Here is a 24987-nt window from a genome sequence, read left to right as displayed (position 1 = left end):
CCGCTGCTACGGATGAAGGCCCGCCTCGCCCTCGACGCGGATGCCCGTCTCCTCCCCTGGGCGGACAGGGAGCGGGCCCGCGACGCGGATGCCGACAGGGATGTCGTGGCCTTCGACGTCCACGGTGACCATGGCGTCGTGGCCGTAATAGCAGACGTCGGTGACCGTGCCTCTGACCGAGCCCTCGGAGTCCGCGGCGGTGAGGCGGAGCTGTTCCGGGCGGAGCAGGACCGTTCCAACGTGCCGACCGTTGGGTGGGGTGGCGAGGGGTACGGGACCCAAGGCGGTAAGGGCAGTGCGGTCTCCTTCAACAGTGCCGGGGAGTAGCACGGCGTCGCCGACGAAGTCGGCGATCCAGGGGTCGGCGGGGTGGCCGTAGAGGTCCTGTGGAGTGGCGCATTGGGCGACCCGGCCGTCTCGTACGACGGCGACCAGGTCGGCGGTGGACAGGGCCTCCTGCTGGTCGTGGGTGACGAGGACCGCCGTGGCGCCGGTCGCCCGCAGCGCGGACCGTACGTCCGCTCGCACTCCCGCCCGCAGCGCGCTGTCGAGGGCGTTGAACGGCTCGTCGAGGAGCACGAGCCCGGGGCGTGGGGCGAGGGCGCGGGCCAGGGCGATGCGCTGTTGCTGGCCGCCGGACAGCTCGTGCGGCATGCGGTCGCCGTAGCCGGCGAGGCCGACGAGTTCGAGCATCTCCTCGGTGGTGCGCCGCCGTTCGGCCCGGTCGACGCCGGTCAGCCCGAAGGCAACGTTGCGTGCCACGCTCAAGTGCGGGAAGAGGGCGCCTTCCTGGGGCACGATGCCGATACGGCGCCGCTCCGGCGGGAGGTGGACGCCGGGCCCGCTCAGAAGCCGGTCGCCGAGCCGGACGGTGCCCGCGTCGGCGTGCAGGAACCCGGCGACTACTCGCAGCATGGTGGTCTTACCGCAGCCGGAGGGACCGAGGACCGCCGCCAACGCGCCAGCGGGGACGGTGAGTTCGAGACCACGCAGGACCGGCTCTCCGACTCCGTAGGACTTGGTGAGCCCTTCGACGTGAAGTGCGTTCGTGTCGTTCATGTCCGGTGCCTGCCTAGGAGGTAGGAGGGGACGGCGGCCAGCAGAATCAGCACGGCGGCGTACGGGGCGGCGGCCGCGAAGGATCCGGCGCCGGTCTCGGTCCACAGTCGGGTGGCGAGGGTGTCCATGCCGGTGGGGCGCAGGAGGAGGGTGGCGGGCAATTCCTTCATGCAGACCACGAAGGTGAGCGCGGCGCCGGCGGCCACGCCGGGGGCGGCCAACGGCACGGTGACCTCGCGCAGCACCTGCCAGGGCCTGCGCCCGAGTGAGCGGGCCACGTCTTCCAGGACGGGTGGTGCCTGGAGCACGGCGGCGCGGGTGGCGGCGACCGCGACGGGCAGAAAGAGGACCGCGTAGGCGCAGACCAGCAGCGGGAGTTGCTGGTACAGCGGGTAGGCGTAGCGCACGGCGAAGAAGACCAGCGCGAGGGCGACCGTGATGCCGGGCAGCGCGTGGCCGGCGTACGCCGCCTGCTCCAGCAGTCGTGCGCCGCGGCCCTTGTGCCGGGCGGCGATCACGCCGACCGGCAGTGCGAGGGCCGTGGTGAGGCCCGCGCCCGCCGCCGCGACCGCGAAGGTGGCCCAGGCAGTGTCCGCGAGCGTGCCCAGGTCCCAGGTGGCCGAGCTGCCGGCGGTCAGCCAGTAGCCGAGGGTGCCCAGCGGGAAGGCGACGGCGACGGCCGTCACCGCCCCGCACCACAGCAGGGCGGGCAGCCGCCACCGGCCGAGGGCGACCGGAACGGCCGGGCGGGCGGCGCCCGTTCCGGTCCTGGCGTGCCCGGCCCGGCCTCGGGTGCGGGCTTCGGCGGCGACGAGCGCGATCGTCATGACGACCAGGACGACGCTGAGCGCGGCGGCCGGGGTGCGGTCGAAGGAGGCCCGGTAGGAGGTGTGGATGGCCCGGGTGAAGGTGTCGTAGCGCATCAGTGAGACCGCGCCGAAGTCGGAGAGCACATAGAGCGCGACGAGCAGTGCACCGCCCGCGGCCGCCGGTCGCAGCTGTGGGAGGGTGACGCGGACGAAGGTCCGCAGCGGGCCGTGTCCGAGGGAGCGGGCCGCCTCCTCCTGCGCCGGGTCGATGCCCCGCAGGGCGGCGGCGACGGGCAGATGGACGTACGGGAAGCTGACCAGGGTCAGGGCGAGTGCGGCGCCCCCGAACCCGGCGAGGTCCGGCTCGGCCGACAGCCAGGCGAACGCGGCCACATAACTCGGCACGGCCAGCGGCAGCGTGGCCAGCACCGACCAGGCGCGGGCCCCGGGCAGCGCGGTGCGCACGGTCAGCCAGGCCAGCGAGACACCCAGCACCAGACACGCCCCCACGACCACGGCGGTCAGGCCGAGGCTGCGGCCGAGCAGGTCGAGCGTGCGCTCGTCGGCGACGACGTCCCAGGCGAAGGCCGGGCCGCGTTCCAGGGCGCGGACGGCAAGGTAGCCGAGGGGCAGCAGGGCGAAGAGGGCCGCGACGCAGGCGGGGACGAGCAGGACCAGGGGCGGCCTGGTGCTGCCCGGCGCCCTGAGTGAACGCGGCACCGCGCGGGCGGGTACGCCCTGGCGCCCGGCCGGGGCGGGGGCTCCGGTCGGGCGCGAAGTGGTCGGCGGTGTGGGCACGGTGGGTCAGACCAGTCCGACGTCCTGGAGCATGGCCAGCGTCTCCTGGAGGGACTCGAGCTTGCCGAGGTCGATGTCGGGGGACTTGAGCGAGTCGAACGCGGGCAGGTCCTCCACCTTGCTGGTGACGCCCGCGGCCAGCGGGTACTCCTTCGTCGTGTCCGCGAAGTAGGTCTGCGCCTCCTTCGACAGCAGATAGTCCACCGCCTTCTGGGCGGTCGCGCTCTGTCCGCTGTCCTTGAGGATGCCGGCGCCGGCGACGTTGATCAGCGCGCCGGGGTCCTGGCCGGGCAGGAAGTGCAGCTTGGAGTTGACCTTGTCCTCGCCCTTCTCGGCGACCCGCTCGTACCAGTAGTAGTGGTTGACCAGGCCGAGTTCGACCTCTCCGGCCTCGACGGCGTCCAGGGTGGCGAGGTTGTTGGTGTACGTCTTGGCGCCGTTCGCCTTGAGGTCCTCCAGCCACTTGCGGGTGACGTCGTCGCCCTTCAGGACGCGCATGCCGGTCACGAAAGCCTGGAAGGAGGCATTGGTCGGCGCGAAGCCGACCTTGCCCTTCCACTCCGGCTTCACGACGTCGAAGACGCTGTCCGGGACCTTGTCCTCGGTGACCTCGTCGGGGTTGTAGGCGATCACGCGGACGCGCCCGGACAGACCGACCCAGTCGCCGCCCGAACCGCGGTACGCCTTGTCTACCTTGTCGAGCGTGGCCGACGGCAGCTCCTGGAGCATGCCCTCCCTGGACAGGGCGCCCAGCGCGCCGGCGTCCTGGGAGAAGAACAGCCCGGCCTTGGTGCCGTCGCCCTCCTCCAGGATCTGCGCGGCCAGTTCCGCGCTTTCGCCGTAGCGCACTTCGACCTTGGTGCCGACGGCCTTCTCCAACTTGTCGAGGATCGGCTTGACCAGCTTCTCGTTGCGGCCGGAGTAGATGACGAGGCCGGAGTCGCCGCCCTCGCCCCCGCTGTCCTTGTCGTCGGCGCCGCACGCCGCGAGGGCGGGGAGCAACAGACCTGCCGTGAGCAGCGCGGTGATCCGGCGAACCGAGGGGCGTCGCATGGTGTGTGCCTTCCTACGGGGCTCGCCTTCGAAGCAAGGGGCGAAGCGATCCTGTGGACTTGCTGTGGCTTGTTTTTGACCATGCTATGAATAAGGTAAAGCTTACCTAATCGTCAAGGGTTCTGTGCTAACAGCGGACATTGCCGCGGAAAGGGCGCCCCGTGGTCCACCTCTCCGGATCCCTTCCGGCACCTGCCGCCCCCCACACACCACCCGCACCATGGCCGAAAACCGTTCCGTTCGCGCGCGAACTCGCGGCCCACGGCGAGCGCCTCGCGCTCAGCACGCCGGACGGAGACCTGTCGTACCGGGAACTGGCCGACCGGGTGGCCGCCACCGCCGAGCGCCTCGGGCCCGTACGGCGGCTGGTGCTGCTGGCCGGCGCCAACCGTACTGACGCTCTTGTCGCATACTTGGCCGCCCTGTCGGCCGGTCACCCCGTCCTGCTGGTCCCCGGCGACAGCGAGAGTACGATCCACTCACTGACCGAGGCGTACGCCCCCGACGTCGTGGCCCGCCCGCACGCCGACGGGACATGGGCTCTCGACGAACGGCACCCCGAGAGCGCCCACACCCTCCACCCGGACCTCGCCCTGCTGCTGAGCACCTCCGGCTCGACCGGCTCACCCAAGCTGGTACGGCTCTCCCACGAGAACCTCCAGGCCAACGCCGAGTCCATCGCCGCCTATCTCGGCATCGACGACACCGACCGCGCGGCCACCACGCTGCCCATGCACTACTGCTACGGCCTGTCCGTCATCCACAGCCACCTGCTGCGCGGCGCCGGCCTGATCCTCACCGAGCGGTCAGTGTCCGACGCCGCCTTCTGGGAGGAGTTCCGCGCCGCACACGGCACCTCGCTCGCCGGGGTGCCGTACACCTTCGACCTGCTCCACCGGGTCGGCTTCGAACACATGCGGCTCCCGCACCTGCGCCGCGTCACCCAGGCCGGGGGCCGGCTGGCGCCCGAACGCGTCGCCCGTTACGCCGAGTTGGGGCGCACCCGCGGCTGGGAGCTGTTCGTGATGTACGGTCAGACCGAGGCCACGGCCCGCATGGCCTACCTCCCGCCGCATCTCGCGGCCGAACGCCCCGAGGCCATCGGCGTGCCGATACCGGGCGGCTCCTTCCGGCTGCAACCGGTGGACGGCCACGGCCCGGACATCGGCGAACTGGTCTACTCGGGGCCGAACGTGATGCTCGGCTACGCCGAGAGCCCGGCCGACCTCGCTCTGGGCCGGACCGTGCAGGAACTACACACCGGGGATCTCGCCCGGCGCGCATCCGACGGGCTGTGCGAGATCGTGGGCCGCCGCAGCCGTTTCGCGAAAATCCTCGGACTGCGGATCGACCCGCAGCAAGTGGAGACCCTGCTTGAGGAGCACGGAGTCGTCGCGTACTGCGCGGGCGACGGGGAGGCGCTCGCGGTGGCCGCGCTCGGCGGCGTCGGCGAAGAGGCACGGATCCGGCGGCTGGTCGCGGAACGGTGCGGGCTGCCGGCCCGTGCGATACGGGTTCGAGTCCTCTCCGAACTCCCCCGCCTTGCCACGGGAAAGCCCGACTACAAAGCCGTACGACACCTGACGCGCCCAGAGCAAGACGAGGCGCCCGGCACCGGTGAGGATCTCCGCAACCTCTTTGCGGAGATCCTCGACCGCACCGACACCACCGAGGACAGCAGCTTCGTCAGCCTGGGCGGCGACTCCCTGTGCTACGTCGAGATGTCCCTGCGCCTTGAGGAGGCACTGGGCCACCTGCCCACCGACTGGCACACGAGGACCATCCGCGAACTGCGCGCCCTGGCGGCGCCCGTGGCAGAGAGGCCGGCGGGACAGGACAGCCTGGAGACACGGCGGGCCCGGCCGGCGCCTAGGCTCCGCAAGGCGCTGTGGTCCTGGACCACCCCACGGTCCTGGCGGACGCGCCGCACCCTGGAGACCGGCATCGCCCTGCGCGCGGTCGGGATCGTCCTCATCGTCGGCTCACACGTCCAGGTCTTCGACATCAAGGGCTTCGCCCACATCCTCATCGGCATCGCGGGCTATAACTTCGCCCGCTTCCAACTGACCGACGCCGCACGCCGCGAGCGCGTACGACACGTATGGCGCAGCATCGCCCGCATCGCCGTACCGAGCATGGTGTGGATCACCGGCGCCGTGGTCCTGACCGACTTCTACGACCCGGCCAACGCCCTGCTGCTCAACACCCTGCTCTCCCAGGGGAACGATCGCTTCGACTGGGCCTACTGGTTCGTGGAGGCTCTCGTCTACTACTTGGTCGTCCTCGCCGCCCTCATGGCCGTACCGCTGCTGGACCGGCTGGAACGGCGGTACGCGTTCGGCGTGCCACTGGTGCTCATGGCCGTCGGACTGGTCGGCCGCTACGACCTGCTGGGCCTGGCATCCGCCCGCCCTCAACTGAGCCCCTCGGTGGTCTTCTGGCTGTTCGCGCTCGGATGGGCTGCCGCACGGGCAGCCACCGTGCGGCAACGGGCCCTGCTCACGGCCGTCCTGCTGTTCACCGTGCCCGGTCTGTTCCAGGACCAGCCCCTGCGCACCGTCCTCGTGATCGCCGGGCTGGTGCTGCTGATCTGGGTGCCGACCCTGCCCAGCATCGGCCCGCTCAGCGCGCTCGCCGGCGTCCTGGCGAGCAGCTCCCTCTACATCTACCTGACGCACTACCAGGTCTACCCCTACCTCCAGGAGGACTTCCCACTCACCGCCCTGCTCGCCTCCATAGTCCTCGGCGTCGGCTACGCAACAGTCGTGACCCGGGCTGCACGGGCGGTCCGGTGGCTCTGACTGCGGTCCTCTGGTACGAGCAGCCCGGCCTGGAGCAGCCGATGCGGCACGGCGGACGATGCCGTCTCTCTGCCGCCCCCGCTCGTAGTGATTGGGCAGGTCCGTGAACTATGGCGGCGCGGCTGGCTCGGGATATCCCTGCTCGTTCACCACCGCCTGAAGCGCTGCGAAGGACGCACGCCATGCGTCGGTCGACTCCCAGAAATCGATCACGCGCCAACCCGCCGCCTTGATGATCCCAGTGTGGGACAGCAGCCCTTCGGGAGCCTGTTCAGAGCGCGCGCCAACACGGCGTCCAGCGTCTGCTGCGTCGAGCTGGACACCGGCCCTACCGGCCCGGAGCACGGCGACGCAGCCCAGGACACCGATGCGACCTGTGCCGGCGACGCCTAGGTCGTGTCTTCAATTGATCTTGAGCAGTGGATCATGGTCGGGTGATACGTCGCCATGAACTGTCGGATGAGGAGTGGGAGTTCCTCCGTCCGCTGTTGCCCGAGTCCTTGCGTGGGCGGAAGCGGTTGGACGATCGAACCGTGCTCAACGGGATCGTGTGGAAGTTCCGGACGGGCACGGCCTGGCGGGACGTGCCTGAGCGGTACGGTCCCTGGCACACGCTGCACACCCGCTTTCGCCGGTGGGCCCTGGACGGCACCTTCGAGCGGATGCTCCAGGCCGCCCAGGCCCGGGCGGACGCGGCGGGAGAGGTCGACTGGCTGGTGTCGGTCGACTCCACCGTCGTACGCGCCCACCAGCATGCCGCCGGGGCCCGAAAAGGGGGCGCCGCAGCCCCGCGCTCGGACGCTCCCGGGGCGGCCTGACCAGCAAGATTCACCTGGCCTGCGATGCCTTCGGGCGTCCGCTCGCCTTCGTGCTCACCGGCGGCAACACCAACGACTGCACCCAGTTCACCACCGTGATGGGAGCAATCCGGGTGCCTCGCATGGGCCCCGGCCGTCCCCGGGTGCGGCCCACCCACGTGCTGGGCGACAAGGGCTACAGCTCCCGCCCGATACGGACCTGGCTGCAACGCCGCGGCATCAGCCACACCATCCCCGAGCGGGCCGACCAGATCCGCAACCGGCTCAGACACGGCAGCCGAGGCGGGCGTCCACCAGTCTTCGACAAGCAGCTCAACAAGCAGCGCAACGTCGTGGAACGGTGCTTCAACCGCCTCAAGCAGTGGCGCGGCATCGCGACCCGCTACGACAAGACCACCAAGTCCTACCAAGCAGCTGTCACCCTCGCCTCGCTCCTCATGTGGGCGTGACATTTGAAGACAACTCCTAGCGGCCTCCCGTGTCCCGCCGTCTGCGGGTCGGGTGCGGCTGTATGCCGGTCATCAGGATGTCCAGACCGCGCCGGGTCGTGGCCAGCACGACGCGGTCGCCGGCCCGCAGGACGCGGCCGTGCGCGGGACGCCAGTCGAAGTCCGGCCGCTCGCCCTCGCGGTCGAGCCGTAGCCCGGCGAGCGTGTCCGTCGCGCCGGGCTCCTGGCGTTCACCGGCGAAACCGACCGCCAGCACACGCCACTCGTTCTTCCGGAACGCCTCGTGGACGTAGCGCCCTTCGAGCTCGGGGTGCCCGGCCACGTCCACGACGGTGAAGAGCAGTGAACCGCGTTCGACAGGCATGACGCCCACCACGTGGCGGCCCATCATCGCGGCGGCGAAGGACGGCGCGGCAAGCGCCGAGACGCTGCGGCTGCGGGTGAGCGCGTCGGGATAGGAGGCGCGCAGGGTGCGCTGGACGGTGGCGGCGAAGTCGTCGTCGTACAGCCGCATCACCACCCGCACCGCCGGGTTGGTCTCGCGGGCGGCCATCACGATGTCGAGGTTCTCGCCGTCGTCGTGGGTGAGGACGAGCAGCGATCTGCTGTGCCGGATGCGGGTCCGGTCGAGGACGTCCGGTGCTCCGGCGTCGTCCAGCAGCAGGGGTACGCCGAGTTCGCGGGCGAGGGCGACGCCACGTGCGTGCCGGTCGCGTTCGACGGCGACCACCCGGTGGTCGGTGGCGTGCAGTTGGGCGAGCGCACGGGTGCCGATCTTGCCGAGGCCGACCAGGACGATGTGGTCGGTGAGGTCGTCGGCGGGCGGGTGGCCGGCGGAGGCAGTGCGGAAGGCTTCGGTGGCGTTCATGGTGGCGGCGACGACCAGCGGGAGGACGGCCAGGCCGACGAAGCCGGCGAGCAGTTGGAGCACCCGGCGGGCCGGTGACTCCTCGGTCGCCGGATTGCCCATGGTGAAGATGTCCAGGAGCGGCAGGTAGACGTTCTTCCACCAGGGGTGCTCGTCCGCGAACAGCGCCGTGGGGAGAGCGAGGGCGAGCACGATCGCGGCCAGTGCGCCGAAGACCGCGATGACCTCCCGGGCCAGGAACACCTTCCACGGCAGGTGTGCGAGCCAGGTGCCCAGCCATCTGCGCAGTCGGCGCCGTTCGCGGGTCGACGGCTCGGGGGCGTGATGCCGGGTGACCTCTTCGAGCATCAGCCGGCCGTGCGTGAACTGCCGGTGGTAGGCGGTAGGGGTGTCCGGCAGCAGCTGGGTGCCCTCCTCGCCCGGCGTCTCAGGGCTGTCCTCGCTGGCCGGGTCGTCCTGGTGCGCGCCCGAGAGTATGGCCAGGGTGGCCAGATCCGTCGGTCGGGAGGGCGCCCCCGCGGGCCGTACGACACCGCGGAACACCTTGCCGTCGGCCTGGAGGGTGTGACCGTGGCCGACCGCCGCCGCTGCCGCCAGCTCGGGCACGGCCGTGTCCGCGTCCGACAGCACCGTGGTGGACATGTCCAGCGCCGGATCGTCGTCGCTGTGGGCCGTGGCTTCGGCGGCCGCGCGGTCGAGGAGGCGCTCCAGGTGGCGGCCGCGCTCGCGGTGGAACATGCGGATGACCAGGCGTACGGAGGGGTTGAGGCCGCGCGCCAGCAGGGCCGCGGCCATGTTCACCTGGTCGCCGCCGTAGGTGAGGGCGAGCGCCGAAGCCTGGTCCACACCGGCGGCGAGCAGGGTCTGTTCGTCCGGGTGCGCCGACACCAGCAGCTCGATCGGCGAGTGCGGGTCGCGGTGCAGAGCGGCGATCCCGGCGCCGTGTTCGTCGCGGCGGGAGGGCAGCACGACGGTGACGGTCTCGCCGCACACGGCGTCCAGTTCCACGGCGAGCCGGTGCGCGAGGCCGTCGTCGCCGCAGATCACCATGTGCTGGGAGCGCCAGCCAACCGACGGGCCAGCGGGCTGAGTTGACGCCACACCAGAATCCAATGGTGGTGTGGGGCGGATGGTTCCCGTGTTCGGCGGCAGCGGGCGTCAAGATTGCGTAAGACGGACGGCCACTTGGACATGGCCTCGGTCAACTGTCCGGAGCGGCCGGCTCCAGTTCCGCGAACGTCTCCACGGCCCGGGTCCTGCCGGTGACGATGATGACGTCGCCGGGGTGGACGACCGTTTCGGCGGTCGCGTGGGTGAAGTCGGCGCCGGGGCGCTTGATGCCGACGACGGTCACGCCGTACTTGCTGCGCACCCGGCTCTCGCCGAGCGGGACGCCGCCGACGACCGTCGGGGCGAGGGTCTTGATCAGGGCGTAGTCGCTGTCGAACTCGATGAAGTCCAGCATGCGGCCGGTGACCAGGTGGGCCACGCGCTCGCCCATCTCGTGCTCGGGCAGGACGACGTGGTGGGCGCCGACGCGTTCGAGGATCTGGCCGTGCTGGCGACTGGTGCCCCGGGCCCAGATGTTCGGTACGCCCGCGTCGACCAGGTTGGACGTGGTCAGGATGCTGGCCTCCAGGTCGGTGCCGATGCCGACCACCGCGCGGGAGAACTGCCGGATGCCGAGTTGCTCCAGCGCCTGGAGGTCGGTGCAATCGGCAGCGGCGGCGTAGGTGAGCTCGTCGCCGACCTTCTGAACGATGGCGGGGTCGGAGTCGACGCCGAGCACGTCCCACCCGCGCCGCATCAACTCCAGCGCCAGGGAGTGGCCGAAGCGGCCGAGCCCGAGCACGGCGACTTTGGAGTCGGTGACCGGGCGTCTGTCCTCGGCGAGGACTCGGCGGCGGCGTCGGCGCAGGGTCTTGAGGTAGTCAGCCAATGACGGGTCGCTCCTCGGGGAGTGTGTACCGGCGGTCGCGTTCGCGAAGGGCGAGCGCGGAGGCGAGGGTGATCGGGCCGAGGCGTCCGGCGAACATCAGGATGATGACGGTCAGTTGGCCCGCTGCGGGTAGATCACCGGTGATGCCGGTGGTCAACCCGACCGTCCCGAAGGCGGAAACGGCCTCGAACAGGACCGCCTCGGCCCGTTCCTCGGTGACGGTGAGCAGGACCAGCGTGCCCGCCATGACGAGTGCCACGCCCAGGAGTGCCACGGTCAGGGCCTGGCGCAGCACCGCCTCGGGAATCCGGCGGCCCATGAAGTCCACGGCGGTTCGCCCGCGCACCTCGGCCAGGATCGCCGCCCCGAGCACCGCGAACGTGGTCACCTTGATACCGCCCGTCGTGCCTGCGCTGCCGCCGCCGATGAACATCAGCACACAGGTACCCAGCAGGGTGGCCGGTTCCATGGCGCCGGTGTCGACGGTGTTGAAGCCCGCGGTGCGCGCGCTGGCGGCGTTGAAGAACCCGTTGAGCAGCTTGTCCCCCCACTCCATGGGTCCCAGCGTCACCGGATTGCTCCACTCCAGTGCGCAGGTCATCACCGTGCCGACGGCGAGAAGGACCGCGGAGGTGGCCAGGGTGAGCCGGGTGTGCAGGGACCAGCGGCGTCCCGGTCCGCCGCCCGCGCCCGCTCGGCCACCCCGCCACAGCTCAAGGAGTACGGGAAAGCCGAGGGCGCCCAGGATGCAGGCCGCGGCGATCGGCAGGACGATCCAGGGATCGCCCGCGTAGCCGACGAGGTTGTCGTCGCGCAGCCCGAATCCCGCGTTGTTGAAGGCGGAGATCGCGTGGAAGACGCCGTAGTAGACGGCTTCCCCGGCTGCTTGCCCATAGCCGAACCGGAAGCGCAGGGACAGGACCGCGGCCACGGCGAGCTCAATGACCAGCGTGATACGGGCGATTCCCAGGACGACCCGGCGGATGTCACTGACCCCGAGACTGCGGGTCTCGGCCTGCGTGGTGAGCTGCGTCCGCAACCGGAGCCGGCGGCTGACGAGCAGCCCCAGCAGCGAGGCGAGCGTCATGATGCCGAACCCGCCGGCCTGGATCAGGACCAGGACCACGACCTCGCCGAAGGTGCTCCAGTGGCTGCCGGTGCCGACGATGGACAGGCCACCACTGATCGCTCCCGTGGAGGTGAACAGGGCAGTCAGCAGGCTGGTGGAGTCGCCGTCCTCGGCGGAGACGGGCAGGGTCAGCAAAGTCGCGCCCAGGGCGATGACGAGCGCGAATGCCAGGACGATGGCGCGTGCGGGGTGGGCGACCAGCCGCGACCACCACGCCAGAGTCGTACTCACGGCCAACACCTACCTCCCGACACCCAGAAGCCGCACATCGGCGACGCCCACCCCATTCGGTGGCCGATGATCGCCGCGGTGCTGACAGCATCCCTGCCGGGACGGGCACGCCTGCGGGCCAACACGGCAAATCGGGCAGAAATCCCGGGCAGCCCGACTTCAAAGGTCGCGGGCGATAACGCCGCCCACCGGCCAGCCCGCCCTCAGCCCGAAAACCGCCCGTACCAGCCCGCCCGCACCGCCACCAGCCCGGAACCGAAACCGGGCGAGGAACCGCCGGACGTCGATCCGGGCAATGCAGCGCGGGAGGAGTCGAAGCGCTCGGGCCACAAGCCGCGGGCGACACGAGACCTCCTCACCGAGTACGCCCATCGCCTCCACCGCGACACCGGACGTCTCTCCCGTGACCTGCTGGAAAGCGCCGTACGCGAGGCCGGCTACAGCGTCGCCAGCGACACCGCCGGAGAAGTCGTCCGCAGCGTCAAGGCCGACCTACGGACCTGGCCCGCCGACCACCCCCAATGAGACCGCCCCTACACCCAAGCCCCAAGGAAGACCGCGCGATGCACGACTCGCACCACGAACTCAACGACGCCCAGAAGGAGATCAACACCCCCACCTCAGCGCCAGCAAGTTGTCCCGGGAGCAATGCTCCCGGAGTTCCCGCCCCAGGGGTGGCGGGAACAAGCCTGCGCCAGGGGGCGCCGGACCGTCAGGCAGCGGCCGAGGGCGGACCGCAGCCGGGAGGGAATCAGCAGGCCGAGTCCCTGTCGCGCAGGCGTCAGCGTCCGCGTCAGGAGAAGCTGCGTCCACACCAGCCCAGCTGCCGAATGAACGACGTCGAGTTCCAGCGTTTCACCGACGCAGCCGCCCACTGCGAGATGTCAAACGCTGCCTTCCTCGCCCACACCGTCGACAAGGCCGCCCGTGACCTGACCCGCACCGCCGCCGAGATCGCCACCGAACGGGCAAGTCATCAACGAGTTGTTCGCCGCCCGCCGCCACCGGGGCCGTGTCCACGGCCTGTTCAACCAGGTCGCCAAGGCCCTCAACTCCGGCGCCGACGCACCCCACCTGGACGCGGTGGCAGAAGCCGTCAGCAACGCCGCCCGCCGCATGGAGGACGCTGCCGACGCCCTGCTCGCCCACCGTGATGGCGGCGCCCCGGCGTGATCCCCAGCATCCATGAGCGCGGTAGCGAGACAATCGGGCTGATCCGCTACCTGTACAGCCCCGGCACCGAGGACGGGCACGCCCACTGAGTCGAGGTGCCGTGCGCCAGGAGCCGTCTTACGGAGGGTGACGGCTCGTGGCGCACGGAGGACCAACTGGAGCCGGTCCGGCAGCGAACAGCCCTGGTCAGTGCACGTGCGGTCCGCCTGTCGACTGCGGTTTTCCGCGCGGTACGAGGACCAGGGCCACGATCGCGCCGACAGCGGCCGTCACGGCACACACCGTGAACGCATCGGTGAAGCCACCGGCCGATCCTCGCTCGAAGCCTGTGGCCGCGATCGTGGAGACGACAGCGACGCCGATCGAACCGCCCACCTCGTGGAAGGTGTTGACGACTCCGGAGGCGAGTCCCGCCTCACGGTGCTCCACCATGGCCAGCGCCGTCGTGGCAGCGGTGACGAATATGGCGCCCAGGCCCAGGGAGGCGGTCACGAAGCCCGGCAGGAGTCCGGCGTACACGCTGCCGCTCTCCGACAGCCGGGTCAGCGGGATGGTTCCGGCCGCCGCGACGGCCATACCGGCGACGGCCGTCGGGCGGCTGCCGATCCGGCCGACGAGCCGAGAGCCCAGGTGGGCGCCGATACCGGTGGCCACCGCCACGGGCAGGAACAGCAGGCCCGTCCGCAGCGGACTGAACCCGCGGATGTGCTGGAGATAGACCGACACGAGAAAGAAGAACGAGATCAGCAGGGCCGTGGCGACAAGCATCAGGAACGCTCCCGCGAGCACCGGCCGCCGGGTGAACATCCGCAGGTCCATCAACGGCGCCCGGGAGGCACGTTCCACCGCCGCGAATGCCGCGTAGGCGACCACCGCACCGGCCAGCGGCAGCAAGATCGAGGCGTCCGCCCACCCGGCGTCGCCCGCCTCGACCAAGCCGTAGATCAAGGCTGCGGTGCCCGTGGTGACGAGCAGTGCGCCGGGGACGTCGAGGCGTGCGGGCTGCGGAGCCCGGGCCGGGACGAGGGCGGGCAAGGCAACCAGCAGGAGCAGCCCGACGGGCACGTTGACGTAGAACACCCACTGCCAGCCGGGCCCGTCGCTCAGAACGCCTCCCAGTAGTACACCGGCCGCGGCACCGGCGCCGCCGATGGCCGACCAGACACCGAGCGCCTTGTTGCGTTCGGCGCCGTGGAAGGTCGTGGTGACCAGAGACAGCGCGGCCGGTGACAGCAGGGCCGCGCCGACACCCTGGCCGATCCGGCCGCCGAGCAGCATGGTCGCGTTCTGCGCCAGCCCCGTGACCAGCGAGGCGGTGGTGAAGAGCGCGAGTCCGGCGAGCAGGGTGCGGCGGGCGCCGAGGGCATCGGCAAGCCGGCCGCCGAGCAGCATCAGTCCGCCGAAGCAGAGGGTGTAGGCGGTGACCACCCAGGTCAGCGACTGGCGGCCGAGGTTGAGGTCGGCCGCCATGTCGGGCAGGGCGACGTTCACGACGGTGACGTCGAGGACCAGCATGAACTGCGCGAGGCAGATCAGGGCGAGGGCGGCCCAGCGGCGCGGGTCGACGGGCGAGTGATGGTGGTGTTCGGCCGTGTGCGGTGCTTCGGCTGTGGGGTGCGTCATGACGCGTCCTTCTGGTGCGTGATTCCGGTTGAGTCCGCGCTGCGGGCGGCGTCGGAGAAACGACGTGGGCTCAACTGAACCATACTGTTCAGTTTACATGAACTCAACCGTACAGTTCAGATGGGTGCTACAGTCGTGGTTATGGGCGTGGACAGCGTGAAACAGGCACCGAGCGGTCCCCGCGCGGAGCTCAAGCGGCGGGCCATCGTGCGGGCCGCGCGCGAACTGTTCCTGCGGGACGGCTTCGGCGTGGGGATGGACACCATCGCCGCCGGGGCGGGCGTGTCGAAGGTGACCGTCTACAACCACTTCGGCAGCAAGGAAGCCCTCTTCACGGCAGTCATCACGGACGCGCTCGACGAACCGCTCGCCGGGGAGTCGTCGGCCGCTCTGGAAAGCCTGCTCGAGGCTGAGGACCTGCGTTCCGCCCTCGTCGACGCGGCGCGCACGTGGGTCCACGCCGTGCGCACCAACGACGAGATCATCGCGCTGCACAGCCTCGTCGCCGCCGAAGTCCACCGCTTCCCCGAACTGGGCGAGGCCTGGCGGAACCGCGGCACGGAGAGCCACCATCCCGCCGTTGCCGGCGCCCTGACCGCCCTCGCCGAGCAAGGCCGACTGGAGATCCCCGACCTTCAGGTGGCGATCATCCAGTTCTACGGCCTGCTCGTCTTCCCCCACATGGTGTTCACCTCCCACGGCGCGCAGATCGACGAGGACCTGACGGACCGTCTCATCACCGGGGGCGTCGACATGTTTTTGACCCACTACGGCCCTCGAGACGAGTAGCAGAGCCCAACAGGGGCGGGGCACGATGCCCCGCCCCTGGCTCGGAGGGCTGGTGAGTCAGGCGGTGGCGTGCAGCGGCGCGGCAGCCGGTGCCGCCAGTCGGCCGGTGCGGTGCAGGCCGTACAGGGCGGCCGCGCAGGCCAGGCCGAGCGCGCACAGCGTGATCCACGGCAGCGCTGGCATCCCGGCTGACCGGGCGGCGTCGAGCGCGGCGCCCGTGCCCAGGTTCCCGACGGTGATACCGATGCCGCAGATGGTGTTGTAGAGCCCGTAGTGCGTGGCGACGAGTCGGTCACCGGAGAGACGGACGATGGTGTCCATCTCGAAGGGGTAGGCGATCATCGTGCCCACGGCGAGCAGGAGCGCGGCGAGGGTCGGTGGAACCGCCGCAAGCAGCCACAGCCCGATCCGGGACTGCGGTACGGGTAGGGCCGTTGCCAGCAGCAGCGGTACGAAGGCCAAGCCCATCGCCGTCAGCCCGCGCACGAGTGCCTGCCCGGGTGCGTAGCGCGCCTTGCACCATGCCGTCACCCGCGTCTGACCGAGGATCGTGCTCAGTCCAGAGACGGCGAAGAGCACCGCGACCGCCGCCGTGCCGAACTCCCCGTCGCCGCCGAGCCTGCGCACCTCCAGCGGCAGCGCCAGATAGACCTGGAACGACAGGACGTACGAACCGATCATGGCGAGGGAGAAGAGCAGGAACGGCCGGTTGGCGAGGATTCCGCGCCACTGGGCGAGCACTCCCTGACCGTCGTGACTCTGCTGTTGGCCGGTGTCCTGCACCCGCCGGGCGGGCAGCGCGCGGATCTGTACGACGCTCAGCAGGGCAAAGATCCCCGCGGCCACCAGGCAGGTGATGCGGAAGTCCACCCCTGTCAGCACCATGCCAACCAGCGGGCCGAGCAGGATGCCTGCCTGGTAGAACACGTTGAACAGGGCGAACGCCTCGACCCTGCGTTCCCCTGCGTCGGCTGCGAGGTAGGCCCGCACGGCCGGGTTGAACAGCGCTCCGGCCAGCCCGGTGGCGGCGGAGGCGGCGAGCAGTGCGGGCAGCGAGTCCACCAGGCCGAGTGTCGCGAAGCCGAGGGTGCGCAGCACGCATCCGGCGACGATCATCGGCTTGTAGCCGAGCCGGTCGGCGAGCGTGCCGCCGACCAGGAACATGCCCTGCTGGCTGAAGTTCCTTATGCCGAGGACGAGTCCGACGATCCAGCCGGCCAGACCGAGGGTGCCGGAGAGGTGAGCGGCCAGGTAGGGCATCAGCATGTAGAAGCCGAGGTTGATGGTGAACTGGTTCACCATCAACAGCTGGACGCTGCGTTCGTACGAACGGACCTGGGCGAGCAGCCCCTTCACCGGCCCTCCTCCGGAAATCCGGCGCCGAAGGCCGACCCATCCTCGGCTGTATCCTGTTGCGCGCCTTGCAGGTTGAGTGGGTCGATCACGGTGGTGCACCGGGTCCAGCAGGTGACCTCCTTCTCGTCCAGGCGCCCGATCAGTTCCGGTTCGGGCGCCGGCGCAGAGGCCAGGAGGCCGTGTGCGGCGCAGTAGTCGTCGTCGTAGACCGTCCCCAGGTATCGCTGCGGGCCATCGGGGAAGATCGCGACGATCCGTGCGTCGGCCGGCATCGTCCGGGCCAGCCAGCCGGCCACCAACGCGACCGCGCCGACGCTCCAGCCGCCGGTGGCGTAGTGCGAGACCGCCAGTTGACGGCAGGTCCACACCGCATCGGCCGCGGCGACCCAGTGCACCTCGGAGAAGTTCTCGTAGGCGACGTTGCGTGGGTAGATGCTGGAGCCGAGGCCGCGCATCAGACGGGGCCGGGCGGGCTGGCCGAAGATTGTCGAGCCGATCGTGTCCACGCCCACAACGGTCAGCTCCGGGTAGAGCTGGCGCAGGACTCGGGAGACGCCGGCCGAGTGGCCTCCGGTGCCGACACTGCACACCAGCACGTCGATGTGGCCCATCTCGGAGGCGAGTTCAAGGGCCAGCGGGGTGTAGGCGGCGACGTTGTCCGGGTTGTTGTACTGGTCCGGGCACCAGGAGTCGGGGTGCTGCGTCAGCAGCGCCTGCACGCGCTCACGGCGGGCCTGCTGCCAGCCGCCTGTCGGATGCGGCTCGGAGACCACGTTGACCTGGGCGCCGTACGCGGTCAGCAGCCGGGTCATGGACAACTCCATGCCCGGATCGGTGACCAGAGTGACCGGATGGCCGTACACCATCCCGGCCAGCGCCAGCCCCAGGCCCAGTGTCCCGCTGGTGGACTCGATGATCCGTCCGCCGGGCCGTAGGTCGCCACGGGCTCGGGCCCGCTCCACCATGTGCAGACCCGGACGGTCCTTGATACCGCCGGGGTTGAAGCCCTCAAGCTTCGCCCAGAATCCACGTCCGGCCGGGGCGAGCGGCTCCGACACCCGCAGCAGCGGGGTATTGCCCACCAGCCCGGACAAGGCGGCCTGGCCGGAGGTGACCGCGGCCTTGGTCAATGACTGCATGTCTGTGTTTTCACTCTCGCTCGATGAAATGCACGGTGCGGGTTCATCTCGCGCCCAGGGCGACACGGCGGACCGCGGGGGGGGGTCCGCGTGCAGGCCATGGATGCGCGGCAGCCGACGAGATCGTCGGCTGCGAGCGAGTGGTCTAGATACGCCAGCGAGACGTACGGGCGATCGCCACTCGGCCGGTGCGGGCGCTACGACATCTACGGGGTTCACGCCGTACGAGCGGTCCTCCGGCCACCGCGGACAGGGTGACGAGCACGACCAAGGCCGTAGCGCCGAGGGGAAGATCCTCGGCCGCCGAGGACACGTTACGGACGATCGCGTCCGCCGCACAGTCCTCAGCCTCGTGCGGGCCGTGCGGGTCCCCGCCTGCGGTCATGGCCGACGCAGAGGCAGGCAGGGGCACCGCCGCGTGCGTCTGCTCGGTCGCTCCGTGGACGATGGCGCACATCATGAGCGCCATCACGAGGGCGGTACGGGTCGCCGAGACGAACCGGCGCCACCGAGATGAGCCGCATGGGGTGCAAGTCGCCTGTGCAGGCGTACGGGAATGAGTCGGCACAAGTCCTCCGCGCTGCCGGCTCGCCGCCGGATTCCGGGACAGAGCGAGACGCAGGCATGGGTAGGGGCAGGACGGCATCGACGAAACGTGACGACCCATCATGAGCATGGGCTACGGCACTCGTCGCGCGGTACCGGCCGAACCGGTGACACCCGGCAGGCCGGACGAAGAACCGCGTACTCCTAGACCTGCTGCACCACGGAGGCTGCTCTCAGACCTGCCGGTGACGCCCCCGCGATGGGCCGACTTGTGGCAGACACACGCAGGGGCCGGTCATCAGCACTGATTGACGCGCGAGCCCAGGCCGCAACGCAGGGAGCAACAAGGCCAGAACCCTGCTGCGGCTGGCCGGACAGACACTGCTCGCCGGGATGTGACGACGCATGGCCGCCACGGTGCCCGTCGGTTCCGGCAGCGAAGCGCGGCGCAGATCCGCCGGCCGTATGAAGGAGGCCCTCGGCCGTCAGCGCCGCAGGGGCGGTTGCGCTGGTGGACAGGTGTCCGCCGGCGCTCTCCATGTGCCCGCCATGCGTGATGAGGACGCCGAACAGGAGGACGGCCAAGGCCAGCACGCGCAGCAACGGACCCGCGTCAGTGCGGGGCCCGCCGATGCGCCAAGGCGACCAAGCCGTAACCATGCCGTGATCGTAGCGGGTCGCCGGCAGCCCTCGACCGGCCGTCCTGCAACACCGGTTGAACTCATCAGATGAATGGCTTGTTTGCTGCGGCGAGTGTGCAGGCGCCCTTGGGAGGCGGCCCTTCACGCCCATGCGCCATCGGCATGACGACGGCAACCATCCGCGGTCGGTCCGCACCGAAACCCCATGAAGGGCCGGGCTCAGTGCGTGTGCCCGGCCTCCTCCTCGGCGGGCTTCCTTGACTGCGGCGTTTTCACGACCTCGCCGGCCGCTCCGCCCGCGTGCACCGTGAACGCTGCCGTGCGCACCTCGCCCTCGTGCTGGAAATCCAGGAACAGGCGGTACGCGCCGGCGCTGGGTGCCGCAGCCGTGAAGTAGACATCCCTGGAACAGCGCCTACGTCGCCGACATCATGCCGGGCATGATCCTGCTGGGTCTCGGCACCGGTGGGGTGATGACCACCGCGTTCCAGGGCGCGACCGCAGGCGTGCACCACGAGGACGCGGGCGTCGCCTCGGCACTGATCAACACCAGCCAGCAGGTGGGCGGCTCGATCAGCACGGCACTGCTGACCACCGTCGCCTCATCAGCCGCGACCGACTACCTGTCCTCGCACAAGCCGGGCGCACTGACCGTGGCCCAGGCCGGGGTCGAGAGCTACACGGCCACCCTGGCGTGGGGCGCCGGGATCTTCGTGGTCGGCGCGGCGCTCACAGCGTTCCTGATGCCGAATTCAGCTCTGGCGCCGTCGGAGGGCGAGCCTGTGATCGCCCACTGAGCCTGAATCCACCGTGGCGAGAAATGCCCTGCACTCCGATCATCGCCGGTAGAGGGCACGAACGATGTGGGCTGCATCCCCGAGGCCGGTGGACACGCCGGCCATCGGGGGTGCCACCCCCATCAAGGCGCCGCCCGGCTTCTACCGCTCCCTCGCGGCATCCACCCCGTAAACCGATCGGTTTCTAACGGGTAGGAATCGAGTTAACCTCGCACTATGAACACCGAAGCAATGCCAAGCTCCCGAGAGCGACTGCTGGAGGCAGCGGCCACGCTCACCTACCGAGACGGCGTCAACATCGGCGTCGACGCGCTGTGCAAGGCGGCGGGGGTGTCCAAGCGCTCCATGTAAAAGCTGTTCGAGAGCAAAGGCGAACTGCTCGCGGCGAGCCTGGAGGAACGCGCCTCCGCCTATGTGACGGCACTCCTTCCCGCGGCGGACGACAGCCGTCCACCCCGCGAGCGGATACTGCACGTCTTCGAACGGGCGGAGGCACAGGCGGGTGCACCCGACTTCCAGGGCTGCCGGTACCTCGTCGTGCAGATCGAGCTCAAGGACCCGAGCCACCCCGCGAGCCGGGTGGCCCATCGGGTCAAGGAGAACCTGACAGCTTTCTTCCGCGCCGAGGCCGAACAGGGCGGGGCGAGCGACCCGGACCTGCTGGCCCGTCAGCTGACCCTGGTCTTCGACGGCGCCAGCGCCCGTGCGGGAATCAAAGCCGACACGCAGGCCGGGCTCACCACCCCCACCGTGGCCGCCCTGCTCGATGCGGCGGACATGCGCTGACGCATCGCGTGACGAGCAGCCTCGACAAGCGATGCCCTCGGCGAGTCGCAGCCACCCCCGGCGGCCGAGCAACTCCCTTTCGAGAGCAAGAACGAACTGCTCGCGGCGAGTCTGGAGCAGCGGACTTCTGCCTACGGTGGCGACACCCCTGCCCGCGGCGGACGATGACCGTTCACCCCGGGAGCGGGTCCTGCATGTCTTCGCACAGGAGGAATCACAGTCACGCGCGCCCGAGTTCCACGCCTGCCCCTACCTGGGGGGCGAGCGATCCCGACCTGCCGGCCCGTCAGCTCAGCCTGGTCTTCGATGTTGCCAGCGAACGGGCGGGCATCAGAGCGGTCGAACTGACGGGGCTCATTGCATCCACGGTGGTCACCCTGCTCGACGCGGCAGGCAGGCGCTGACGCATCGCTCCTCCAGAACGCTTCCCTATCGGCCGGCGTTCACGGGAAGCCCGATAGCCGCAAGGGCGTTGCCGAGCATGCCGCAGGCGAAGAAGCGTGCGGTCCGGTCGGCATCGGCACCCAGCGACAGGTGCACGGTCTCCCAGATCCGCATCCAGCCGGCCCGCACGAACTCACCGATCAGGTCATCGCCCTGCGCCTCGGCGGCCGCCACGGCGGCGTAACCCTGCATCTGCGTCAAGAGCGTTTCGGGACGCGTCGAGATCAGCTGCGCGTACGCGTTCGTCATTGCCTGAAGAGCCCGCTCGCTGCCCTCCACCCCGCCGGCCGCCCCCTCGAAAGCCAGGCGGATGTCTTCCGTACTCCGCGTCAAAGCGGCGACGAAGATCGCCTTCTTGTCCGGGAAGAGCCGGAAGAGATACGGCTGCGTGACGCCGACCCGCTTGGCGATCGCCGCTGTGGAGGTGCCGTGGTAACCGGCGATCGCGAACTCGGCGATCGCCGCGCGGATGACGACCTCACGCCTCTGCTGCGCACTGACCCTGCCCATGCCGTTATTTCTCCCTGCTTGAGGTTGCACGCGGAAACCGATCGGTTTACAGTGAACGGTGAGGGAAACCGATCGGTTTTTCAAGGAGCGCGGGAGTCATGATGACGACAGATCAGCCGGTGGCACTCGTGACGGGCGCGTCATCCGGCATCGGGAAGGAAACCGCGCTCGCGCTGTCCGCAGCGGGTTTCAACGTGGTCGGCACAAGCCGTGACACCTCACGCGTCACCCCGCTCGACGGCGTGACGTTCCTCGACCTCGACGTCGCCGGCAACGCCTCGGTGGCCGCCGCGGTCCAGGAGGTCAGCGAGCGGTTCGGGCGGATCGACGTCCTGGTCAACAACGCCGGCGTCGGCTCGACGGGTGCGGCGGAGGAAACCTCCGTCGAGCAAGCCCAGGCCGTCTTCGACACCAACGTCTTTGGCGTCATGCGCATGGTGAACGAGGTCCTGCCGCACATGCGCGCGCAGCGAAGCGGACGCGTCATCAACATCTCGTCCGTACTCGGGTTCATCCCCCAGCCATACATGGCCGCCTACGCCGCCTCCAAGCATGCGATCGAGGGCTACACCGAGTCCCTGGACCACGAGGTCCGTGAGCACGGCATCCGGGCACTTCTCGTCCAACCCACCTACACCAGGACCGGATTCGAGGCCAACAGCGCGAAGCCGGACACACCCCTGCACGCCTACGCGAAGCAGCGCCAGACCGTCGACCGCGTGCTGGCGGAGGCAGTCAACAACGGCGACGCCCCCGCCGTCGTCGCCAAGGCGATCGTCGCCGCGGCGACCGACCCCAGGCCGAAGCTGCGCTACACCGCCGGCCCCATGGCCGGACGCGTGAGCACACTGCGCCGTCTCGTTCCCGCCCGGGCCTTCGACAAGCAAATCCGCAAGATCAACCGCCTGGCCGGCTGACGCACAGGCTCACGCGGAGAAGTCCACCCCCTGGGCCTTCTGAACAGCTGAACCACCCCAACCAGACAGAGGACACCTTGATGCCAGAGCGCAATCCCATCCTGATCACCGGTGCCGCCGGCGAAATCGGGGGCGTGAGCCGGACGATGGTCGACATGCTGCTCGAACAAGGGCACGCGGTGCGCGCGTTCGTACGGCAGGACGACGAACGAGCGCACTCACTCCGCCAGGCCGGCGCCGAGGTCTTCGTCGGTGATCTGCTCACCATCGCCGACGTGACCACCGCCCTGAAGGGCGTACGGCGCATCTACAAACCTGCTCGGACGCCCGCCGAAGACCGTGCGCTGGGCGTTGGAGAACCACCCGCGCGTCCGGAAGCTGGCGACTGCGCCTGAGCCGCTGAGCGGACCCGTACGCAGAAGAGGCCAGCCGGCCATGCGCGCACGCAACGGCTCCGCACGGCTGGCCTCGGCGCGGACAGACCTCATGTGGAACGCGGGCCACTTCAGCGCGGCACCCGCCCATCGTGGAGCGTCGTGCCCATAGCGTGCCCTCAAGAGCGGACAACCACGGTCAGCAACGGCGCCGTCGCGCCCCCACTCCAGCAGCGATTCAAAGGATCGGTACAGGTCAGACGGCATAGGGCTGCCCAAGCGCCGTCGCTTCCCAAGCTGAGGGCACTGCGAAATCCCGCTGCTTGGGCGTCCCCAGGTGTCCTACCGTTCCGCGTATGACTGCGATCAGCCCCGAGAATCCGCTGACCTCAGAGGACGCCCAGGCGTTGCTCGCCATGCTCCCTTCCCGAGTCGAGATCAAGCGAGGCATGAGTGAGCGCGAACTCGACCAGGTCGAGGAGCGCTGGGGGTTCCGCTTCGCTCCAGAGCACCGGACGCTGCTGGGCGCAGGACTGCCGTCGGGCGGCCGCAGCTGGCCCGACTGGCGGGACGGCGACGCGGAGGAGCTGGCGGAGCGGCTGGCTTGGCCGATCGACGGTGTGCTCTTCGACGTGGAACACAATGCCTTCTGGCATCCGGAGTGGGATCCGCGGCCGACGGGCGCTCAGGACGCCTTGGAGGCGGCTCGCACCTACTTGGCCAAGGTCCCGGTGATGGTGCCGATCTACTCGCATCGGTGTCTGCTGGCGGATCCGAACCGTACGGGCACGCCCGTGCTGTCGATGCACCAGACGGACATCATTTACTACGGTACCGATCTGGTCGACTACTTCCACCACGAGTTCGGTCGCCCGGTGCCCACACCGGAAGACCACCAGTACGCCACGATCCCGTTTTGGTCCTACTTCCTGGACTGAATGGCTCGCGAGCAGGACTGGCCCAGCACCCGCGGGGGTCAGCGGCGCCAAGGACGACATCCACGGCTGACATCAACGACGCCGGCCAGGGGCGTACGTCAGCGACCCTGTCCGGCGTTCACACCAGCCGACGACGGACGCAGGGGAACACCGGGGAACCAGTCGATAGCCCGCCAGGCGCCAGCACCACTCCGCCGCAGGTCAGCCCCGGAGCAGGCCCCAGATGCCCTTAGCTCCCAAGCTCAGGGCCTACGAACGGGGATCTACCTCAGAGAGTTGAGGTCTGCTCGCATTCTGTCGCTGAGCTCCTTGCGCGTCTCGTTGAAGGCCACCCGTACGCGCTCGAACTCGGTGTCCCCATCGGCCGCCCCCTCAACGACGGCATCCCGATAGTCGATCAATCGCTTGATGATTTGATAAGCCGACTCCCCTATTTCCGGAGGTGCCACCAGCGAGATGCGGTGGCGAATGGGGTAGACCTGGAAGTCTCTAAGGGCATCTCTCGCCATCGCGATGCGCTCGGCTTGAGGTAATTCACTCCAGTGGCTCGCATGCCACATCTGTTCACGAGCGGCCAGCACAGCAGCAAGGTAGTCCGCATAGAGGGTGGTGCGTATGTCTCGCTCATGCCGTCGACCTTCACGCTTCCATCGGCCGCGCTCAACGGCCCAGCCTGAGGCGACGGCGATGCCACCACCGATCAGCGCACTCACAGGGGCAGCCCAATCCACCCCAGGACTCTAGGACGCGGCCGTTCGTCCGGATAGGGCCCGCGGCACACCGACTGACGAGGCGCAGGCCGGCCCCATGGTGCACAGGCCACGAGCATGCGGGGGTACAAGCCCGCCGTCTCAGTTTCCGTCTCATTCGGCCCCGTTCACGGTCGTTCAGCCGAGCCCCGGAGCCGTTCCCGCAGCCGACCGCCCCTGAACGCACCCCACGGCCCCACCACCACAGTTGGAAAGCGTGTTGGGGGCAACCCCTCACGAGTTCGAATCTC

21 protein-coding genes and 4 pseudogenes are annotated in these 24987 nt (G+C 69.7%); 12 read left to right on the top strand and 13 right to left on the bottom strand.

Going from position 1 to position 24987, the window contains the following annotated elements; all coding sequences use genetic code 11:
* Window positions 1-6: 6 nt before the first annotated feature.
* The 3 genes from ACZ7M7_RS41655 to ACZ7M7_RS41645 all read right to left on the bottom strand — a co-directional run bounded on the left by ACZ7M7_RS41655 (window position 7) and on the right by ACZ7M7_RS41645 (window position 3719).
* Window positions 7-1059: an ABC transporter ATP-binding protein gene (locus ACZ7M7_RS41655; RefSeq protein ID WP_472126466.1), complete on the bottom strand. Its 1053-nt coding sequence runs from the start codon at window positions 1057-1059 to the stop codon at window positions 7-9.
* Entirely contained in the window at window positions 1056-2588 is a 1533-nt protein-coding gene (locus tag ACZ7M7_RS41650) for an ABC transporter permease (protein WP_472126463.1), read from the bottom strand. Before ACZ7M7_RS41650 ends, ACZ7M7_RS41655 begins: the two co-directional genes overlap by 4 nt.
* Before the next feature lie 84 nt (window positions 2589-2672).
* Entirely contained in the window at window positions 2673-3719 is a 1047-nt protein-coding gene (locus ACZ7M7_RS41645; protein ID WP_472126460.1) for an iron ABC transporter substrate-binding protein, read from the bottom strand.
* 161 nt (window positions 3720-3880) lie between these two features.
* On the opposite strand from ACZ7M7_RS41645, the gene ACZ7M7_RS41640 reads away from it, so the two are divergent.
* The 3 genes from ACZ7M7_RS41640 (at window position 3881) to ACZ7M7_RS41630 (ending at window position 7787) form a co-directional block, all read left to right on the top strand.
* Entirely contained in the window at window positions 3881-6520 is a 2640-nt protein-coding gene (locus ACZ7M7_RS41640) for an AMP-binding protein (protein WP_472126457.1), read from the top strand.
* A gap of 243 nt (window positions 6521-6763) precedes the next feature.
* Window positions 6764-6913, top strand: a complete 150-nt coding sequence (locus tag ACZ7M7_RS41635) for a hypothetical protein (protein WP_383631950.1) — start codon at window positions 6764-6766, stop codon at window positions 6911-6913.
* Window positions 6914-6957: 44 nt separating this feature from the next.
* Window positions 6958-7787 (top strand): IS5 family transposase gene (locus tag ACZ7M7_RS41630; RefSeq protein WP_472126506.1). Its coding sequence is split into 2 segments (ribosomal slippage): window positions 6958-7294 and window positions 7294-7787, totalling 831 coding nucleotides; the frame shifts between segments, so codons are not numbered across the junction.
* A 16-nt stretch (window positions 7788-7803) separates the two neighbouring features.
* Here ACZ7M7_RS41630 and ACZ7M7_RS41625 read toward each other — a convergent pair.
* The 3 genes from ACZ7M7_RS41625 to ACZ7M7_RS41615 form a co-directional block, all read right to left on the bottom strand.
* Window positions 7804-9756, bottom strand: coding sequence for an NAD-binding protein (locus ACZ7M7_RS41625; protein WP_472126454.1), 1953 nt, complete (start codon window positions 9754-9756; stop codon window positions 7804-7806).
* A gap of 100 nt (window positions 9757-9856) precedes the next feature.
* Window positions 9857-10594, bottom strand: coding sequence for a potassium channel family protein (locus tag ACZ7M7_RS41620; RefSeq protein ID WP_472126452.1), 738 nt, complete (start codon window positions 10592-10594; stop codon window positions 9857-9859).
* Window positions 10587-11954: a TrkH family potassium uptake protein gene (locus tag ACZ7M7_RS41615; protein ID WP_472126449.1), complete on the bottom strand. Its 1368-nt coding sequence runs from the start codon at window positions 11952-11954 to the stop codon at window positions 10587-10589. The genes ACZ7M7_RS41620 and ACZ7M7_RS41615 overlap by 8 nt, the downstream gene beginning before the upstream one ends.
* Window positions 11955-12032: 78 nt before the next feature.
* On the opposite strand from ACZ7M7_RS41615, the gene ACZ7M7_RS41610 reads away from it, so the two are divergent.
* Together ACZ7M7_RS41610 and ACZ7M7_RS41605 are read left to right on the top strand one after the other, a co-directional pair.
* Window positions 12033-12479, top strand: a complete 447-nt coding sequence (locus ACZ7M7_RS41610; RefSeq protein WP_472126446.1) for a hypothetical protein — start codon at window positions 12033-12035, stop codon at window positions 12477-12479.
* Window positions 12480-12784: 305 nt separating this feature from the next.
* Window positions 12785-13127 (top strand): annotated as a pseudogene (locus tag ACZ7M7_RS41605) (plasmid mobilization relaxosome protein MobC).
* A 186-nt stretch (window positions 13128-13313) separates the two neighbouring features.
* Here ACZ7M7_RS41605 and ACZ7M7_RS41600 read toward each other — a convergent pair.
* Complete coding sequence (locus ACZ7M7_RS41600; RefSeq protein ID WP_472126443.1) at window positions 13314-14750, bottom strand: MFS transporter; 1437 nt, start codon at window positions 14748-14750, stop codon at window positions 13314-13316.
* 141 nt (window positions 14751-14891) lie between these two features.
* Between ACZ7M7_RS41600 and ACZ7M7_RS41595 the strand changes: the two genes are divergently transcribed.
* Entirely contained in the window at window positions 14892-15539 is a 648-nt protein-coding gene (locus tag ACZ7M7_RS41595; protein WP_472126440.1) for a TetR/AcrR family transcriptional regulator, read from the top strand.
* A gap of 57 nt (window positions 15540-15596) precedes the next feature.
* Here the strand turns inward: ACZ7M7_RS41595 and ACZ7M7_RS41590 are convergent, their stop codons facing one another.
* The 4 genes and pseudogenes from ACZ7M7_RS41590 to ACZ7M7_RS41575 form a co-directional block, all read right to left on the bottom strand.
* On the bottom strand, window positions 15597-16895 hold the full coding sequence (locus ACZ7M7_RS41590) for an MFS transporter (RefSeq protein ID WP_472126438.1): 1299 nt from the start codon (window positions 16893-16895) through the stop codon (window positions 15597-15599).
* The gene (locus ACZ7M7_RS41585) at window positions 16892-18034 is read right to left on the bottom strand and encodes a PLP-dependent cysteine synthase family protein (protein ID WP_472126435.1); all 1143 of its coding nucleotides are present in this window, start codon (window positions 18032-18034) and stop codon (window positions 16892-16894) included. The genes ACZ7M7_RS41590 and ACZ7M7_RS41585 overlap by 4 nt, the downstream gene beginning before the upstream one ends.
* A 145-nt stretch (window positions 18035-18179) precedes the next feature.
* The gene (locus tag ACZ7M7_RS41580; RefSeq protein WP_472126432.1) at window positions 18180-18503 is read right to left on the bottom strand and encodes a hypothetical protein; all 324 of its coding nucleotides are present in this window, start codon (window positions 18501-18503) and stop codon (window positions 18180-18182) included.
* Between the two features lie 937 nt (window positions 18504-19440).
* Window positions 19441-19623 (bottom strand): annotated as a pseudogene (locus ACZ7M7_RS41575) (hypothetical protein); the annotation flags it as partial.
* A 38-nt stretch (window positions 19624-19661) separates the two neighbouring features.
* Between ACZ7M7_RS41575 and ACZ7M7_RS41570 the strand changes: the two are divergent.
* The 3 genes and pseudogenes from ACZ7M7_RS41570 to ACZ7M7_RS41560 all read left to right on the top strand — a co-directional run.
* Window positions 19662-20018 carry a hypothetical protein gene (locus ACZ7M7_RS41570; RefSeq protein WP_472126429.1) on the top strand — a complete coding sequence of 119 codons (357 nt, stop codon included), beginning with the start codon at window positions 19662-19664 and terminating at the stop codon, window positions 20016-20018.
* A gap of 216 nt (window positions 20019-20234) precedes the next feature.
* Window positions 20235-20804, top strand: a pseudogene (locus ACZ7M7_RS41565) (TetR/AcrR family transcriptional regulator).
* 78 nt (window positions 20805-20882) lie between these two features.
* Window positions 20883-21208 (top strand): annotated as a pseudogene (locus ACZ7M7_RS41560) (TetR/AcrR family transcriptional regulator); the annotation flags it as partial.
* 25 nt (window positions 21209-21233) lie between these two features.
* Here ACZ7M7_RS41560 and ACZ7M7_RS41555 read toward each other — a convergent pair.
* Window positions 21234-21758: a TetR/AcrR family transcriptional regulator gene (locus tag ACZ7M7_RS41555; protein WP_472126503.1), complete on the bottom strand. Its 525-nt coding sequence runs from the start codon at window positions 21756-21758 to the stop codon at window positions 21234-21236.
* A gap of 101 nt (window positions 21759-21859) precedes the next feature.
* On the opposite strand from ACZ7M7_RS41555, the gene ACZ7M7_RS41550 reads away from it, so the two are divergent.
* The 3 genes from ACZ7M7_RS41550 (at window position 21860) to ACZ7M7_RS41540 (ending at window position 23987) form a co-directional block, all read left to right on the top strand.
* Window positions 21860-22675, top strand: a complete 816-nt coding sequence (locus ACZ7M7_RS41550; protein WP_472126500.1) for an oxidoreductase — start codon at window positions 21860-21862, stop codon at window positions 22673-22675.
* An 80-nt stretch (window positions 22676-22755) separates the two neighbouring features.
* On the top strand, window positions 22756-23070 hold the full coding sequence (locus ACZ7M7_RS41545) for an NmrA family NAD(P)-binding protein (protein WP_472126426.1): 315 nt from the start codon (window positions 22756-22758) through the stop codon (window positions 23068-23070).
* 335 nt (window positions 23071-23405) lie between these two features.
* Window positions 23406-23987: a hypothetical protein gene (locus ACZ7M7_RS41540; RefSeq protein ID WP_472126423.1), complete on the top strand. Its 582-nt coding sequence runs from the start codon at window positions 23406-23408 to the stop codon at window positions 23985-23987.
* A gap of 263 nt (window positions 23988-24250) precedes the next feature.
* Here the strand turns inward: ACZ7M7_RS41540 and ACZ7M7_RS41535 are convergent, their stop codons facing one another.
* Window positions 24251-24700 carry a hypothetical protein gene (locus ACZ7M7_RS41535; protein WP_472126421.1) on the bottom strand — a complete coding sequence of 150 codons (450 nt, stop codon included), beginning with the start codon at window positions 24698-24700 and terminating at the stop codon, window positions 24251-24253.
* Window positions 24701-24987 lie beyond the last annotated feature (287 nt).

This window comes from Streptomyces sp. NPDC111606, assembly GCF_055656945.1.
The sequence above is the reverse complement of the archived record's forward strand: the minus strand, read 5'-3'. Positions and strand labels throughout refer to the sequence as shown.